This window comes from Candidatus Nitrososphaera gargensis Ga9.2 (assembly GCF_000303155.1).
In the GTDB taxonomy this organism is placed as follows: domain Archaea; phylum Thermoproteota; class Nitrososphaeria; order Nitrososphaerales; family Nitrososphaeraceae; genus Nitrososphaera; species Nitrososphaera gargensis.
The window spans coordinates 846,286-861,464 of the sequence record NC_018719.1 but is presented as its reverse complement, the minus strand read 5'-3'; the positions used below and the strand labels follow the sequence as shown (position 1 = coordinate 861,464).

Genomic DNA, 15,179 nt, shown 5'->3' with positions numbered 1-15,179 from the left:
GATGATGAGGGTAAAACGAGGAAGCCATCCGTCAAAGGACATCGTTGGAAGCGACGGAAACGAGCTTGGCGGTAAGAAAATAGTACTCTGCATTACCGGCAGCGTGGCTGCCTACCGCGCGATCGACCTTGCGCGGCTCTTGATGCGCCATGGCGCAGACGTGCACGCAGTCATGACCGAGTCGACGGCGTCGACGCTCCTTCATCTAGAGATGATGAAATGGGCCACCGGCAACGACGTAGTCACAAAGCTGACAGGGAACTTGGAGCATGTCATGCTTGCAGACTATGGCATGTCAGACCTGATCATCGTCTACCCATGCACGGCAAACACACTTGGCAAGATGGTAGCCGGCATCGATGACACGCCTGTCACGTCTGTGCTCAGCGTCGCGCTTGGCAGCAAGATCCCGATAATCATCGCGCCTGCAATGCACGAGGCAATGTATGAGAACAAGTTCATACGGCAAAACATTGACAGGTTGAGAGGGCACATCACGTTTGTCGAGCCCACGATGGAGGAGGGTAAGGCAAAGGTGGCCGAGCCTCGGCAGGTTCTCGATGCCGCTGTTGCAATCTTGTCCGGCGGCAGGCCGCTGGCCGGCAAGCGTGTGCTCGTGACAGCCGGAAGCACGGTTGAGCACATCGACCCCATAAGAATCGTGACCAACACGAGTTCAGGCAAGATGGGAATTGCGATAGCGCATGAGGCAGAGCGCATGGGCGCAGACGTCACGCTTGTCTACGGGCACGGAAGCGAGCCGGCAGACGAAAAAGCAGTGCGCGTGAACACAAGCGAAGAGATGTACAGAGCTGTAATTTCAGAGCTGTCATCCAAGAAGTACGACATTGCGATAATGGCCGCCGCTGTTGCCGACTTTACGCCTGCCAGAAAGTCAGAGAAAAAGCTCGACACCAGGGCGGGCAGGATGGAACTGTCGCTTGTCGCCACAAGGAAAATAATCGATGAAGTGAAAAAAAGAAGCAAGGGCACGTTCCTTGTCGCGTTCAAGGCAGACTATGACGTTCCTGATTCTGTGCTGGTCGAAAAGGCGTACAAAAAGCTGCATGAATCGGACGCCGATATCGTGGTTGCAAACGATCTTGGCAGGAAGGGCTCTGAAGCTGGTTCAGACAAGAACCAAGTGTTTATTGTCGACAAGAAGAAGAGGGTCGTCCACCTGAGGCTTGAGAGCAAGCAAGCAATAGCAAGGAAGCTGCTAGAGCTTGTTGCGCAGTCTGTTAACGGCAAGGACGGCCGCAAGTGACGCTCCGGCAACAACAACTGCGTCAATGGCTGAAAACTCGGGCACGACTTGCACCTCTTCTATCGCCAGCTCGATGGACTCGGCGTTGCAGCTTGTCGTAAACCCTTGCGATATCTTGCTATGGGTTAGGATGCTAAACGGCGCAGTCTGCCTTGGCGGTATCGTGTCGGGATTGGTGTAGCCAAATATCGAATCGACCACATTTCCATCATCGTCGTAAATAGCGCACACGACCTTGACCTGCGTAGCATCGTGATCCGCCCTATTGAGCACGTGGCCCCCGACCACGCCATAGCCATCGCTGCCAAGAGCCGGCTCTACTACAAGCATCAACCCTCTTTCTACAGGCTTGTCTTCTACAGAGAAAGACGTTATGTTAACAGAGTATGCATTGTCCTGCAAATCGCTGCCAAGACCGAGGCTAAAGCCGGATGTCCTGTTTGGCATAATGAGTGCCATCATGGTGTAGATTTTTTTCTGTTCTTTTACCAATGCTCCGTCGTCTTCTTCAAAAAACAAGACGCCAATCTGCACAAGCTTGACTGGATGATCGGCAACATTTTGCACCTCACCTACGAGATTGATATCTCCCTGATCATCAGTGTATTTGCCGGTTGAAAGGATTGCAACATCATCGGCGCTCACATGGAGCGTTGCACTTGCTCTCGGCGTACCGTCAACATAAAGTTGTACAGCATATGTCCCTGCTTCAAGCCGGCCGATGTCCTGCTCTAGCACGTGCTGCGTTACCACCTGCGCGCACGAAGTATCAGGTGGTGGCGGGACTATTCGCACATTTATCGATAGGTTGTTGCCATCAAGTTCATGGCCCTGTGATTCCACCTTTTCACATGGCGTCCCGGTTGTTAGTGAAATGATCGCCGTGACTTCGTTTTTATCTGTTGGAAATGCAGGGTAAAAATCAAGCTCTTGTTCAGACAGCTGCGCAAAAGCAGTAGGAGTAAAACCAAGGATCGCCAAGACGGCAAGCATGGCAATGATCCTCATTTTACTGTCTGATAAGCTGGCCCGCTCTTTACTTTTATGCTATGTTATCCTACTACAACCAAGTCCTTTGTGAACCTGTTGAGCACCTGCGGCTTGCCATTATTGACAATAATGATGCTGTCCTCTATCCGCACTCCAAACTTGTTTTCCAGGTATATCCCCGGCTCGACCGTCACCGCCATGTTGGGCTGGAGCACTTCGCCGTTCTTCATGCGAAGCCATGGTGGCTCATGCACGTCAAGGCCGATTCCATGTCCGGTGGAATGTATGAACAGTTTTTCATAGCCGCGCTCTGCTATCAGGTCTCTGCATGCCGCGTCGACCTGGCCGCACGTTGCCCCGGCTTTTGCGGCATCAAGGCCGGCCTTTTGCGACTCTTGCACGACGGCATACACCTTCTTCATTTCTGTCGATGCAGAGCCAAGCGCAAATGTCCTAGTGGCGTCGGCGATGTAGCCGGCGTGCCTGAGCGTGAGGTCGACCACTATCATATCCCCTTTTCTGAACTTCCTGTCCGTAACTTCTGCGTGGGGCAGTGCTCCGTTCGGCCCGCCTGCGATGATTAGAGGGTTGAGAGTCGACTTGTACGATGGCGGGTTTGCGCCCATCTTCATCGCTTCGTAGATCAGTTTTGCCTGCAGGTCGCGCTCTGATAGCCCGACCTTGATTTCGTCCTCGCAGATCCCGTATAGCTTGTCCAGAATCCTTGACGCCTTTGCGATTATCCTAATTTCTGATTCGTCCTTTATCCTGCGCGTCTGGAAGAACGGCTCGGTGTTGACAACGATGATGTCGCCGCCCTGCTTGCGGACCGACTCGACTGTGGAGTAGTCACTGCAATCGGTGCACGCCCTGCTGTTCTTTATCTGCGATACAAAGGTGGAAATGAGCTCGCCTCCTCTTTCGGTCAGGATGACTTCGCAATCAATCGATGTCTTTTCCGCCCTCCAGTATTCTAGCCGGGGCGCGATCAGCTTTGTGCCGTTTTCTGTGCACACTGCGATGGCCTCGCCCCAAAAGCCCGTAAGGTAGAACACGTTCTCCGGCTCAAATGCTGCAACAACGCTGCAGCCGGCGGCCTGCCTTGCATGCTGCAGGATGGCGGAACGGCGTGCTTTCATCATTGGTAATAATAACACTGCATTTGCCAGTTTTATAAAACGTTATGCGGGCATTAGCCTTGTCTAAAGTGGCATCTACATCAGCCAAGGGGCATATATCTATCCCTCCATACCGCATCCCGTTTGCGTCATACATAGCCACATATGCACTTTACAAGGTTAGCCTTTCTTATCGGTAAATGTGGCACAGTTTTCGCTTCTGCGTCTTCTATGATAAAAATGAGTTTTGAAACAGTGCCGGATACTATGATGGTCTTACAAGCGGATTACCATCTATATCTACGCAGTATTTGCCTTCAAATGTATCTCCTTCGTCTGGATTGTAGTCAAATACTTCCGAGCCTTCAACATTGCATATGAAGTGGTCTGCTCCGGGGCCTCCTCGCATTGGCCCATATTCTAGGGTATCGTCACCTTCCTCGCCATAGAGACTATGTATGCCATTGCCATACAGGTAGTCGTTTCCATCTCCGCCTAATGCAGCCGTACTTGCAGTCTCTGTACCATCATTCAGATAGATCTTATCGTTGCCAAGGCCGCCTCTTGTGTAGCAATTACCAAGTTCACAAATTACGATATCGTCACCAATTCCGAGATGCACGTCCATATTACAATCTCCCCCTCCTAATGCAATTCTTACGTAGTCGTTACCACTTCCGCCGTATGCTGATTCACCTGAACAGCCGCCGAACTTGTCTACGTGAACGAACTCGATCCTGTCGTCACCGGGACCAGCATATGCCTTGTTGTCACCGTAGGAATCCTTAATGAAATCGTTACCCTTATCCCCGCTTAGAACATCGTTTCCTTTGTATCCATATATCCTATCGTTGCCATTACCGCCATAAACTCTGTCATTTCCTGCTCCTGCTGAAATCATGTCATTGCCATCGTACCCATAGATAATGTCATCACCCCCGAATCCTTTGATGGTGTCAGGTTCAGGTGTCCCGTTTATCGTTTCGCCTCTAGGCGTCCCGTTTATTACTACTGCAGCAAGAACCTCAATAGGCGATAAAGGTAAGAATAGCAGTAGAGGCAATAGCAATAAGGTAGTAGTTATCAGAAGGACAACATTCTTTTTTTCTATTTTCATTCCCATATTTTAGGCCACATCGAAGTGCAGCATTATCGATAATTGACTATTTACGCGATGCTTCAGATCTTTCACTGGCCGAGATCTATAAAGTAGAATTGCACCTATGAAGGGAATTTTGAAACAAGTCTTCTTCTTTTGATCTCCTAAAGTTGAAGGCGTTGGCTATTTGTTGTTTAGAAACATCATACCATATTACTTATTTAGAAACTCAAACAAAAGCTCTTTTTTAAAGAAGGCCTATGGGCATTTCTATTGTAAATTAATTTAAATATGGCGGGGTCGCCCGCTTCTCTCGAGATTATCATGGAATACCTCGTAATGCTCCCCGGTCCAACGAATGTGCCCAACAGGGTCATGAACGCAATGCTTGCGCCTGTGATAAACCACAGGAGCGATGATTTCAGGACGTTATACAAGTCAATAGTTGAAAAGACGCAAAAAGTCTTCCAAACTTCAAACGACATTGTGCTGCTTACCACTTCTGGCACCGGTGCTGTCGAGGCGTCCGTTGTTAACCTGATCAAGAAAGGCGACAAGGCCGTGATTCCGGTGAACGGCGAGTTCAGCACGAGGCTTGCTGACCTGATCGACAGCTGGGGCGGCCAGGCTATCAGGATAAACGCGCCGCCGGGCGAGAACCCGCCGTACGACAAGTTTGAGGAGGCGTTTGACAAGAACAAGGACATCAAGGCGCTTTATGCAGTATACAACGAAACATCCACCGGCACCACCATCAGGTATATGGACAAGCTGGGACAGCTTGCGTCAAGGAAGGGCGCATATTTCATTGCCGATGCCGTTTCGATACTTGGCGGCGACGAGCTGCCAGTCGACAAGTGGAATGTCGACATTTGCGTCACTGCGTCGCAAAAGGCCCTTGCGGCGCCGCCGGGCGTGTCACCAGTGTCTGTGAGCAAGCGGGCGAAAAAGTACATGCAGGAGAACCCGCCTCCAACGCAGTACCTCAATTTGAAGCGCTACTTCAAGTACTACGAGGAGCACTTTGAAACTCCTTTCACTCCTGCCCTGCCTCTGTACTATGCGTTCAGAGAGGCGCTTGATATGGTGCTTGAAGAAGGTATGGAGAACAGGATAAGGCGCCACAGGATATGCGCTGATGCGTTCTACGCTGGCTTGAGCGCGCTTGGGCTGACTCCGTTTGCAAAGCCTGACGCAAGGAGCAACATGATCATCGCGGTCAACTACCTGCCGGGAATGGACGATAAAAAGTTCCGCGGGCTACTGTCAAGCGAGTTCAAGGTGCTGATCGCCGGCGGCTTTGGCGACCTGAAGGGCAAGGTGTTCAGGGTGGGCTCAATGGGCGAGGTCGGTCGCTATCACGTCATGAGGACGATATCGTCGATAGCGTCTGCGATGAACATGCTTGGAGTCAAGACAAATCCAGAAGCTACGTCGGTGGCGATGGACAAGCTAAAGGCGCTTGGCTGAAAGCAAGCCTCTCCTCATCATTTTTTGAAGATTAATATAAGGTAAAACAGAAGCCGATTTCTATGCCTTTGGAAAAGGGTTCTCTCGTATTGGTAGATTATACTGCTAGAGTTAAAGATACTAACGAAGTTTTCGAGACTACGCGTGAAGAAGACGCGAAAAAGACAGCAGAGCTTTACGACCCGACGCGCAAGTACGAGCCGCGGCTGGTCTCTGTCGGAGAAAGCTGGGTCCTGAAGGGGCTTGATGAAGCGCTTGCAAAGGCAAACGTGGGCGATAAGCTCAGCGTCGAAGTCACGCCAGACAAGGGCTTTGGTGAGCGCGATCCTAACAAGGTGAGGATGATCCCGCAGCGCAAGCTGGGCGACAAGGCTGACGAAGTAGGCGTCGGAGACGTCATCGAGGTCGACGACAGGACAGGAATTGTTCGCTACGTCGGCTCCGGTAGGATACAGGTCGACTTTAACCACAGGTTCGCCGGCAAGACTCTGTTGTATGATGTCAACATCATGAAAAAGCTGGAAAGCGACAGTGAAAAGGTGAGTGCGCTCGTAAGAAGGAGAACGGGCCTTGAAGACAGCAAAGTCAAGATCAACCTGTCCGCGCCCAACTTGGACATCGAGCTTCCAGAGGAGGCATTTTTGGCAGAAGGCTTGCAGGTGATCAAGCGCGCGATTGCAAATGACATCTTCAAGTTCGTGCCCTCTGTCAAGAACATCAAGTTCATAGAGAGCTACTACTCTGCGCCTGCTCCTGCCGAGCAAAAGAAGGAGCAGCCGAAGGCAGAGGCTACTACTACCCCTGAAGCCAAGAAGTAAAAGGGGCAAAAGTTTATTATGTTAAAAGGAGCAAAAATATGCTAATGGAAAGCGTTCAGCAACAAACGATAACGATAACCCCCAAGGCTGCCGAGAAGGTCGCCGAGTTCATGAAGCAGGAGGGCAACTCTGGCCTCTACCTGAGAGTATATGTTTCAGGCGGAGGATGCGCAGGACTGTCCTACGGCATGGGGTTTGAGGAAAAGCCGGATGAGGACGACAAGGTCATCGAGCAGAATGGCGTCAAGCTGTTGCTTGACAGCTACAGCCAGAGGTACCTGAAGGGCGCAAACATCGACTACATCGAGAGCCTGATGGGTTCTGGCTTCAAGATCAACAATCCCAATGTGACCAAGAGCTGCTCGTGCGGACACTCGTTCAGCACAGAGTAAACAAAAACCTTTTTCCTCTTTTCTCTCAATTTTCATTATATAGGTAGCGGATGCTTTTTAGAAGAGAAGAAAAACAAGAAAAAAGAAGATGGCCTGCTTATGGCCATAGTCCTCTTAGCTGGATTGCTTCGACTACTCTGTTCACCGCAAGGACGGTGCTTGCCTTGCGCATGTTGACGCCATACTTTTCCGATGTCGTGTAGGTATCGAGGAACGACTTGGTGATGTTCCGGTCGAGCCTTTCGTTGACCTCGGCCTCCGACCAGTACTCTCTGCGCAGGTTTTGCAGCCACTCAAAATACGATACAGTTACGCCGCCTCCGTTTGCAAGGATATCAGGGATCGTCAGAACCTTGTTCTTGTAGAGTATGTCGTCTGCTTCTGGGGTCGTGGGGCCATTGGCCGCTTCTGCGACAAGTTTTGCCTTTATCTTGCCGGCGTTCTTTGCGGTTATCTGGTTTTCAAGTGCAGCAGGTATTAATATAGTGCAGTCAGTTTCGAGCAACTCTTCGTTGCTTATTGACTTGGCGCCGGGGAACCCTACCACCGAGCCGGTCTTTTCCTTGTGCTTGCGCAGCGCTTCAACCTTCATCCCAGCCTTGTTGTAGACGCCGCCTTTCGAGTCGGACGCCGCTATGACTGTGGCACCTTGCTCTTCCACCAGTTGCGACGCAAACTGGCCGGCGTTGCCAAAGCCCTGTACTGCAACAGTGGCAGACTTCATGTTTATCTTTAGTTTTTTTGCCGCTTCCCTTACTGTAAACGCAAGGCCGCGCCCTGTCGCTTCGTTTCTGCCAAGCGAGCCTCCTATTGCGATCGGCTTGCCAGTAATGACTTCGGGCTGCACATAGTTACCCTTGAGGGCAGAGTAGGTGTCCATTATCCAAGCCATCTCCTTGCCGCCTGTGTAGACGTCCGGCGCAGGGATGTCAGTATGCGGACCAATGATGTCGGCGATTGCATAAGCGTAGCGTCTTGTCAAGCGCTCCAGCTCGCTAGTCGACATCTCTTTGGGGTTGCAGATTATGCCACCTTTGCCTCCGCCGTAGGGGATGTCTGCCACCGCACACTTCCAAGTCATCCACATCGACAGAGCCTTGACCTCATCGACTGTGACCTGCGGGTGGTAGCGTATGCCTCCCTTGTATGGGCCGCGGGCATCATTATGCTGCGAGCGAAATCCAGTGAAGACGCGGATCTCGCCATTGTCCATCTTGACTGGCAACGAAACCGTAAGAACGCGCTTTGGGTTTGCTAAAACCTGATGCAAACCCTTGTCTAGTTTTATCAGCTTTGCAGCTTCATCAAGCTGCTTTAGAGCAACCTCAAACGGGTTTATAGAGCCCGCAGAGCTTTTAGCCGTATCTAGCATGCCATTGTTCTGGAAAAGTTAATGTTATAAGTTTTGTGTGCAAACTGCAGCAAGTATATATCCCTGCGTCATGAGCAGGTTTTGCCTTTTATAGAGGGAGAAGGGCAATGGCAACAAGTCAGCTAGCTTGCTATCCTTTTTGATATGAGCGTGCGGAGCTGCTCGTCGGTCATGCCGGCGTACCCCCCTATACCAAGAGAATTGGCTATTGTTTCAAGCTTTTCCCTTTCGGTTGCGACGGGGCCAGTTATCTTGGGTATCCTGCTGACGCTCCTAAGAGGGTCCGCTGCTTCTTCCATCTCTCGCTTGAACATGATCCTTGCCTTTTCAAATTCGCCCATGGCCTTGCCCATGCTGCGAGAGAACTGGGGAAGCTTTTTGGTGCCAAAGAGCAGGACCAGGCCCAGCAGTATTATTATGATCCATTCTGTTCCGGCGATGCTCATCAGCAAGGCGGCTGACGCTTCTTCCATCCAAATGGTATTACCTACCAACCAGAATTAAAGATTTCCACTGAAATGCTCCTCTATATCTATCTGTGTTTTTTCAACATTGCAAGCACTATGCCGGCCGCTATGGCAGTCCCTATTCCTACTACTACAAATTGGTCGGTTGTTGAATCCTGCGATACCACTTTTTTGGTTTGTTGTCTTCTTCCTCCTTAAGTATCGTCACGGCGTCATAGCATTGATCCTCTGAAATGCCAAGTTTCTTGCAGCTGCTCAGCGGTAGGTTCGGAATCTGTCTGAATGTTGTTGCTGCTGGCGTTGAATTCAGCATGTGCACTTATCCACGCTGTAGCCACGTCCTCCTCAGGCGCCTGATCAGGATCTTGTATATCCCAGGAAGATCAATCCTTACTGAGAATATACTCGTAATCCACGCGGGCCAGGGTTTTCGTCGGATCTTCTGTCCCATCGGCATATTTTGTGAAGCCACATTTACCGGGTAGAGCAAAATCTGCATTCCACCAGACAGGTATTCAAGCCATGCGTTTACATCCTTTTCAAAAGTATATGCACTGTAAAGTAGATCTTGACAGTCGGGTTAACGGGCTTGAAGTAGGGGATCGGCTCGTTTGGCTTGAGGTTGCTGCCGAATAATCTCAGCTGCACAAGTCGCGTTGCTCCAGCATCATATTCAAGTATCTTGCCGCTGTAAAATTCTGACCATTTCTTCAAACATTACTGCCGTTATGTCCCCAAGTATAATGGGTTCTTTGGCAGATCGAGAGTTGCATCATCTTTAGGATCTTTTCGAGATACAGTTGCTGCATCCTATCAGACAGGTATGCAACCCTTACAGACGCGGCCGGCAACAAAAATTGTATTGCAGAATGTTAAAGTCGATCCAAGGCTGGTAGTTTTCATCATTCAATTCAGGGAATTGTTTTAGGATCGGAATCTTGAAAGATATTTCATCCAATGATGTTAGTGTGTATCTATCTGGCATGACAGTGGCATTCATTGTTTTGTATAGGGGCAAGCTGTACCAGATTGAGAAGAATATCTCATTATTATGGGGCCGGTATATAACAAACAGTGTATCGACATATTTGTCTGCCATCTCTGATTTGTGCCGCTCGAAAAAGTCATGGATTGTCGGTATTGCCACCAGATCGTATGCCACACCGATCTTTCCTAGATCTCTTGCTATATCTGCAAATGTTTTCTCTGTGATTTAGTCCCATTCCGTGTCAACACTTCCATCTTCTTCAAGCTCTATCTCCTCAGGAACCATTCTGGCAGAGACCTCGATATCAGGGTGATTCGAAGGAAGTATCTTTGCGTACGCGGGATTGCTGCCAAGCAATGTCAGGAGCAAAATGGCATTGATAATAATGATGAGAATGATGACTGGCAGTAGAGGTCTTGCCTTTCCAGTCTTCTTCAATTAAAGATGCAAAACATGGAAGCTGAATCGCATGAATATTGTGTATTAAAAACGTCTACGCGCGCATATGGCAATTACATTATTGCGGTTCGCCCTGTGGAGGCTGGTCTTCTTTGCCCTTTATCCTAGACATGAAGAACGGCTGCTCAAGCTTCATCGCGCTTGCAAGCACCACCGACACCATACCTCCAAACAGGAACCCTCCAATGATGTCAGTAGGGTAGTGCTGCATGACGTAAAGGCGGGTGATGCCAATAATGATTGGAAATGCCCATATGGCATAGCCTGCTTTTCTTGACTTGTTATAGATCGCATAGCCCACGATAAAGGCAAGTGCGGTTGCGCGCGCAGCATGCCCTGATGGGTACGAAAAGCCAGCTGCAAACGGTGCGAGGCTGTCATTTTCCAGGCTGAAGTTAGAAGGCAACTCTAGCGCCGGCTCGAATGTGTATGGCGGGATCTCCCTTCCTACCAGCGGTTTGATATACATCACAAGGACGACAATGACAATGAGCGCTATCAGGAAGACCATGCCGGCCTTCCTAGTGCGCCTGATTATCGTGATTATGATCCCAAAGATAAAGAGCGTGGTGACGTCACCCATCGACGTGATCACTATCATTACCGCGTCGAGGCCGGCGTTGCCATGAATCGACTTAAAGTAGCGGCTTGCCGCATCGTCGGCTCCAAGAGTCACGCCAGAGGCAACCAGCGTGCTGAACGCTACAAACGCGGCTATGAGCGCGACAAAGTGCATCGAGCGCGCCCTTATCATCCAAGGAGGCCTTGTAGCAGCAGTGGCGGCAGCAGACAAGTAATGAAAAGAGCGTGCCTGATGGTGTTTAATTGTTTTCCCTAGTACGGCTTTGTTTAAAAAATCAACAATCCATGCTTGGATAGCTGTTTGATTGCATGACTTTGTTTTTATGAGTTATTACTTTTTACACAAAGCCCGCTAGTACTACATGTTGGCGCCGCACTGGGGGCAGGCCTTTCCTTCCTCGTTTGGCGCAAAATACGTAGAGGAGCTGCACGCCTTGCAGGTGGCCAGCTCAAGCGTGTTCCACAGCCGGTAGTATCGCGTATTAAAGTTCTGGGCTATCGGCCTTAGCATGCCGGACTTTTCCATTTCCAAGAGCACGTCCTCAAAGTCAAGCACATCATCCAGTTGCTTGTACTTGTCAATCTGGTTCAGATACCCAAGTATTTCGTCGTTTGAGAATCTGGTATCGGCGTCATTGAAATTGTCAAATATTATCTTGCGGATATCGTGGCTGCTTACCTTGGGCATTTACAGACCCTTTGAGTCTTCCTGCAGCTTTTTGGCAGAAGCAGGGTCCCTGTCCGCGTAGTACTTTACCATGCCAAGCTTTAGCACCTTGAGCGATAAGAGAGCGCACTTGATTCTGGCCGGCCCCAAGTTCATGAGGCCAATATTTTCCAGAATGTCGTCCTTGCTCAGGTCCTTGACGGACGTCAATGGCTTGCCTTGCACCATCTCTGTAAGCATTGAGGCGCTTGCCTGGCTGATGGCGCAGCCCCTGCCCTCGAACCTGATATCTTTGATCCTGTCCCCGTCCACCTTGAGGTGTATGTCGATCTCGTCGCCGCATAGCGGGTTGCTGTCATGTATGCTCACATCGGCGTCTGGCAGCTTGCCCTTGTTCCTCGGGTTGCGGTAGTGGTCAAGGATTATTTCACGGTAAATGTCGTCACTCAAATCTTGAATAGCCTCCTTGCTTCATCGAGCGCGCCAATGAAAGTGTCGATCTCTTCTTTTGTATTGTAGATATAAAAACTTGCCCTAGAAGTCGCTGATACGTCCAGCCTCTCCATGAGCACCTGCGCGCAGTGGTGACCGGACCTGATTGCGACTCCATGGTCGTTCATTATCGTCGCAAGGTCGTGCGGGTGAATGTCGCCAATGTTGAACGATACCACGCCGCCTCTATCGTTTGTGTTGCGGGGCCCATAGAGCGTCACGCCTTTTACCCCAGAGATCCTGTCAATCGCGTATTTGGTAAGCTCGATTTCGTGCTCCCTGACCCTGTCCATTCCTAGGTTGTTCAGGTAGTCGATCGCGGCCGCAAAGCCAATTACGTCAGCGATGTTTGGTGTTCCGCCCTCGAACTTGTACGGGAGGTCGTTGTACCTCGTCTCGTACTTGTGGACTTCCTTTATCATGTCGCCTCCGCCCATGAATGGAGGCATCTTCTCAAGGATCTCCTTCTTGACATAAAGTACACCTACCCCTGTCGGGCCCAGCATCTTGTGAGCAGAAAATGCCATAAAGTCGCAGTCCATCTTTTGGACATCCACTGTCATATGCGGGACTGACTGCGCCCCGTCGATAAGGACAGGTATCCCTTTTTCATGAGACATCTTGATAATATCTTTTACCGGTACGATCGTGCCAAGCACGTTTGACATGTGCGTCACCGACACCAGCTTGACCTTGTTGCTGTCAAGGTGGCTCTTGTATTCGTGCATCTTTAGGTAGCCGTTGTCGTCGACCCCAATGTACTCTAACTTGGCTCCTTTTTCTGAAGTCAGGATCTGCCAAGGCACGATGTTGCTGTGGTGCTCTATTTCCGTGATGACGATCTTGTCGTCCTTTTTCACGTTTGCCCGGCCCCATGAGTAGGCGACAAGGTTGAGCGCCTCGGTAGCGTTGCGGGTGAAAATGATCTCCTCCGTCGACTTGGCGTTGATGAATTTCGCTACCTTTTCCCTCGTCTTTTCAAAAGCAAGCGTGGCCTCTTCTGCAAGCTGGTGCACTGCGCGGTGGATGTTAGAGTTGTAGTTCATGTAGTAGTCGTGGATAGCGTCAATGACTGTAAGGGGCTTTTGAGTGGTCGCGGCATTGTCAAGGTAGACAAGGGGCTTGCCTCCGCTCACCTTGCGGTTGAGGATCGGGAAATCCGCTCTTATTTTCTCGATGTTAAGAGCACTCTTTTGCATAATCTATGGCTATCCTAACTGAATGTAAATTGCGTTATCCTGTATTTTAACCTTGTAAGTTTTAAGCGGCTCTTCTGCAGGCAGGTTCTGTGGGACGCCGCTGTCCAGTTTGAACGCAGACAGGTGTAACGGGCAGGTAACAGTTTTTTCTTCCTCGTTCATGACGCCCATCGACAGGTCTGCATAGGCGTGCGTGCATATCCTGTCGGTGGCAAACACCTTGCCACCGGCCCTTGCCAGTAGGATCTTTTTGTCGCCGTGATCAAAGTCAAGCATGTCGCCGTTCTTGAGCGCCTTGTCATCACATACCTTGATCCATTTTTCTCCTTCTTCTGGCATGGCCTATGCTACCTGTACTTGTAGTGCTTTTCGAAAATATCCTGCGTTTCGCGGTAGCGCGACTTTTCAACTTCCAGAATCTGCTCCATAGCCTCGTCGGTCCTGAGCATCAGCTGCCTGCCCTGCCACTTGTTCTCGATAAGGTAGTTGACCCACGCCCTAATGGTCGGACCCATCTTGCGCGACAGCGGCTCGAGAAAGCCCGACACGATCTCGCGCTTGGCGCCTTCCCTGCTCAGGCCCCTCGTCATTAGGTAGTAAATCTGGTTCTCGTCTATCTGGGCGACTGATGCTGAGTGCGTCGCCTTGACCTCGTTAGTTTCAATTTCAAGGCCTGGTATCGAGTCGGATTTTGCGCCCCTATCAAGCAGAATTGCATGACCTGCCAAGTACGACTCGGTGCCCTTGCCTTCCTTGCCTATCTTGATCATACCCTTGAAGAGCGACTTTGAAGTGTCCTTGAGCACCGACTTGACAAGCACCCTTCCTCGCGAGTGCTGCCCATGGTGTATGAGGTTTGACATCACGTCAAACGACTGGTTGCCCACCCCGAAAATGATCTCGACATCTTCTGCGGATGCGCCAGGGCCCTTCATCACGCTATCTGTCTTGTAGCGTGACAGGAGCGATCCGAACATGCCAATGTACCAGGACATCTTGCCGTCCCTTTCAACAAACGCCTTTCTGTTTGACACGTTGACGGTATCGGCACCCATCGCCTGCAGGGTAACCATTTCAAGATGCGCGTTTGGGCTCACATGCGTTTCTACCAACTCGAAATATCCCTGCTGGACGTCCTGCCTGCCCGACGAGCCGGGTGCATAGAGTTCCTGCACCACGGTTGCCTTAGAGCCAGTGTCTGCGACTACAATGTTCCTTGATACAAGAGAAGTGCCGTCGTCTGCAAGCGAAGTGATAACTCTTATCGGATCTTCAAGAACCACGTTTCTTGGGATGTAAATGAATATGCCTGACTGGAAGGCTGACGCTTCAAGTGCCAAGAACTTGTCCTCCAGATAGTTGAGCGGGTTTGCTTCCATGCGCGATTTGATCAGGTCGCCATGCTTTGACAGGGCTTCTTTTATGCCTGACACTATAACGTCCTGCTTGGCGACGCTGTCGCGGACAAACACTCTGTGTATCTTCTGTCCCACCTGGAGCACGCCCGTCTCCTGCTCTAGCTCCTTCAGCCTGTCTGTGAGGTCCTTACCAAGCGCAGATTGCTGCCTCGTTTGTGCAGCAAAGTGCACGCTTGCAGGCTTGATCTTATTGACGTCCGAATACTTTGAATAGAGCGGCGACACCTCGGCCGGCAGCGACTCGTACTGCGAGAACGCCTGCCTTCGCATGGCTGCCAGCCAGCCGGGATCTTTGTCCGCTAGCGAATCGATGTACCCGTTGCTGATTGAGGATAGGGCAGTAGTGGTCATCATTATTGGATCACTGGAAAAGTTGCGAGG

The 15,179-nt window shown here is 50.6% G+C and carries 17 protein-coding genes; 4 read left to right on the top strand and 13 right to left on the bottom strand.

Features of this window, described 5'->3' with window-relative positions; translation table 11 throughout:
- Position 1 precedes the first annotated feature (1 nt).
- Positions 2-1,267 carry a bifunctional phosphopantothenoylcysteine decarboxylase/phosphopantothenate--cysteine ligase CoaBC gene (gene coaBC / locus NGAR_RS05025; protein WP_228369298.1) on the top strand — a complete coding sequence of 422 codons (1,266 nt, stop codon included), beginning with the start codon at positions 2-4 and terminating at the stop codon, positions 1,265-1,267.
- On the opposite strand, the gene NGAR_RS05020 is transcribed toward coaBC, so the two are convergent.
- The 3 genes from NGAR_RS05020 to NGAR_RS05010 all read right to left on the bottom strand — a co-directional run bounded on the left by NGAR_RS05020 (position 1,220) and on the right by NGAR_RS05010 (position 4,498).
- The gene (locus NGAR_RS05020; protein WP_015018583.1) at positions 1,220-2,275 is read right to left on the bottom strand and encodes an FxLYD domain-containing protein; all 1,056 of its coding nucleotides are present in this window, start codon (positions 2,273-2,275) and stop codon (positions 1,220-1,222) included. The genes coaBC and NGAR_RS05020 overlap by 48 nt on opposite strands.
- Before the next feature lie 44 nt (positions 2,276-2,319).
- The gene (locus tag NGAR_RS05015) at positions 2,320-3,399 is read right to left on the bottom strand and encodes a M24 family metallopeptidase (protein ID WP_015018582.1); all 1,080 of its coding nucleotides are present in this window, start codon (positions 3,397-3,399) and stop codon (positions 2,320-2,322) included.
- Between the two features lie 241 nt (positions 3,400-3,640).
- Positions 3,641-4,498 (bottom strand): calcium-binding protein, encoded by an 858-nt coding sequence (locus tag NGAR_RS05010; protein ID WP_015018581.1) that lies wholly within the window; start codon positions 4,496-4,498, stop codon positions 3,641-3,643.
- Positions 4,499-4,798: 300 nt separating this feature from the next.
- Here NGAR_RS05010 and NGAR_RS05005 point away from each other — a divergent pair, with 300 nt between their 5' ends.
- From NGAR_RS05005 to erpA, 3 genes are all read left to right on the top strand, one after another.
- Positions 4,799-5,944 carry a pyridoxal-phosphate-dependent aminotransferase family protein gene (locus NGAR_RS05005; RefSeq protein WP_148681012.1) on the top strand — a complete coding sequence of 382 codons (1,146 nt, stop codon included), beginning with the start codon at positions 4,799-4,801 and terminating at the stop codon, positions 5,942-5,944.
- Between the two features lie 62 nt (positions 5,945-6,006).
- On the top strand, positions 6,007-6,762 hold the full coding sequence (locus tag NGAR_RS05000; protein WP_148681011.1) for a peptidylprolyl isomerase: 756 nt from the start codon (positions 6,007-6,009) through the stop codon (positions 6,760-6,762).
- Between the two features lie 44 nt (positions 6,763-6,806).
- The gene (gene erpA, locus NGAR_RS04995; protein WP_015018578.1) at positions 6,807-7,154 is read left to right on the top strand and encodes an iron-sulfur cluster insertion protein ErpA; all 348 of its coding nucleotides are present in this window, start codon (positions 6,807-6,809) and stop codon (positions 7,152-7,154) included.
- 97 nt (positions 7,155-7,251) lie between these two features.
- Here erpA and NGAR_RS04990 read toward each other — a convergent pair whose 3' ends face one another.
- The 10 genes from NGAR_RS04990 to sufD all read right to left on the bottom strand — a co-directional run bounded on the left by NGAR_RS04990 (position 7,252) and on the right by sufD (position 15,152).
- Positions 7,252-8,526: a Glu/Leu/Phe/Val family dehydrogenase gene (locus NGAR_RS04990; RefSeq protein ID WP_015018577.1), complete on the bottom strand. Its 1,275-nt coding sequence runs from the start codon at positions 8,524-8,526 to the stop codon at positions 7,252-7,254.
- Positions 8,527-8,648: 122 nt separating this feature from the next.
- Positions 8,649-8,999, bottom strand: a complete 351-nt coding sequence (locus NGAR_RS04985) for a twin-arginine translocase TatA/TatE family subunit (protein WP_015018576.1) — start codon at positions 8,997-8,999, stop codon at positions 8,649-8,651.
- Positions 9,000-9,521: 522 nt separating this feature from the next.
- Positions 9,522-9,707, bottom strand: a complete 186-nt coding sequence (locus NGAR_RS04980; RefSeq protein ID WP_015018574.1) for a hypothetical protein — start codon at positions 9,705-9,707, stop codon at positions 9,522-9,524.
- Positions 9,708-10,206: 499 nt separating this feature from the next.
- Positions 10,207-10,419, bottom strand: a complete 213-nt coding sequence (locus NGAR_RS04975; protein WP_015018572.1) for a hypothetical protein — start codon at positions 10,417-10,419, stop codon at positions 10,207-10,209.
- A gap of 79 nt (positions 10,420-10,498) precedes the next feature.
- Positions 10,499-11,233 (bottom strand): phosphatase PAP2 family protein, encoded by a 735-nt coding sequence (locus NGAR_RS04970; RefSeq protein WP_015018571.1) that lies wholly within the window; start codon positions 11,231-11,233, stop codon positions 10,499-10,501.
- A gap of 147 nt (positions 11,234-11,380) precedes the next feature.
- Entirely contained in the window at positions 11,381-11,710 is a 330-nt protein-coding gene (locus NGAR_RS04965; protein WP_015018570.1) for a hypothetical protein, read from the bottom strand.
- Entirely contained in the window at positions 11,711-12,139 is a 429-nt protein-coding gene (sufU, locus tag NGAR_RS04960; protein ID WP_015018569.1) for a Fe-S cluster assembly sulfur transfer protein SufU, read from the bottom strand.
- Positions 12,136-13,380, bottom strand: a complete 1,245-nt coding sequence (locus tag NGAR_RS04955; protein ID WP_015018568.1) for a cysteine desulfurase — start codon at positions 13,378-13,380, stop codon at positions 12,136-12,138. Before NGAR_RS04955 ends, sufU begins: the two co-directional genes overlap by 4 nt.
- A gap of 9 nt (positions 13,381-13,389) precedes the next feature.
- The gene (locus tag NGAR_RS04950; RefSeq protein WP_015018567.1) at positions 13,390-13,719 is read right to left on the bottom strand and encodes a Rieske (2Fe-2S) protein; all 330 of its coding nucleotides are present in this window, start codon (positions 13,717-13,719) and stop codon (positions 13,390-13,392) included.
- A gap of 8 nt (positions 13,720-13,727) precedes the next feature.
- A complete protein-coding gene (gene sufD, locus NGAR_RS04945) occupies positions 13,728-15,152 on the bottom strand; it encodes a Fe-S cluster assembly protein SufD (protein ID WP_015018566.1) in 1,425 nt (474 codons plus the stop codon).
- Positions 15,153-15,179 lie beyond the last annotated feature (27 nt).

What these genes read in the sequence shown, in the direction of transcription:
- NGAR_RS05005 (WP_148681012.1), top strand. Translation starts at nt 4,799, where the DNA reads ATGGAATACCTCGTAATGCTCCCCGGTCCAACGAATGTGCCCAACAGG.
- sufD (WP_015018566.1), bottom strand. Translation starts at nt 15,152, where the DNA reads ATGATGACCACTACTGCCCTATCCTCAATCAGCAACGGGTACATCGAT.
- NGAR_RS04955 (WP_015018568.1), bottom strand. Translation starts at nt 13,380, where the DNA reads ATGCAAAAGAGTGCTCTTAACATCGAGAAAATAAGAGCGGATTTCCCG.
- NGAR_RS05020 (WP_015018583.1), bottom strand. Translation starts at nt 2,275, where the DNA reads ATGAGGATCATTGCCATGCTTGCCGTCTTGGCGATCCTTGGTTTTACT.
- NGAR_RS05000 (WP_148681011.1), top strand. Translation starts at nt 6,007, where the DNA reads ATGCCTTTGGAAAAGGGTTCTCTCGTATTGGTAGATTATACTGCTAGA.
- NGAR_RS04990 (WP_015018577.1), bottom strand. Translation starts at nt 8,526, where the DNA reads ATGCTAGATACGGCTAAAAGCTCTGCGGGCTCTATAAACCCGTTTGAG.
- NGAR_RS05010 (WP_015018581.1), bottom strand. Translation starts at nt 4,498, where the DNA reads ATGGGAATGAAAATAGAAAAAAAGAATGTTGTCCTTCTGATAACTACT.
- NGAR_RS04985 (WP_015018576.1), bottom strand. Translation starts at nt 8,999, where the DNA reads ATGGAAGAAGCGTCAGCCGCCTTGCTGATGAGCATCGCCGGAACAGAA.
- coaBC (WP_228369298.1), top strand. Translation starts at nt 2, where the DNA reads ATGATGAGGGTAAAACGAGGAAGCCATCCGTCAAAGGACATCGTTGGA.
- NGAR_RS05015 (WP_015018582.1), bottom strand. Translation starts at nt 3,399, where the DNA reads ATGATGAAAGCACGCCGTTCCGCCATCCTGCAGCATGCAAGGCAGGCC.
- NGAR_RS04965 (WP_015018570.1), bottom strand. Translation starts at nt 11,710, where the DNA reads ATGCCCAAGGTAAGCAGCCACGATATCCGCAAGATAATATTTGACAAT.
- erpA (WP_015018578.1), top strand. Translation starts at nt 6,807, where the DNA reads ATGGAAAGCGTTCAGCAACAAACGATAACGATAACCCCCAAGGCTGCC.
- NGAR_RS04950 (WP_015018567.1), bottom strand. Translation starts at nt 13,719, where the DNA reads ATGCCAGAAGAAGGAGAAAAATGGATCAAGGTATGTGATGACAAGGCG.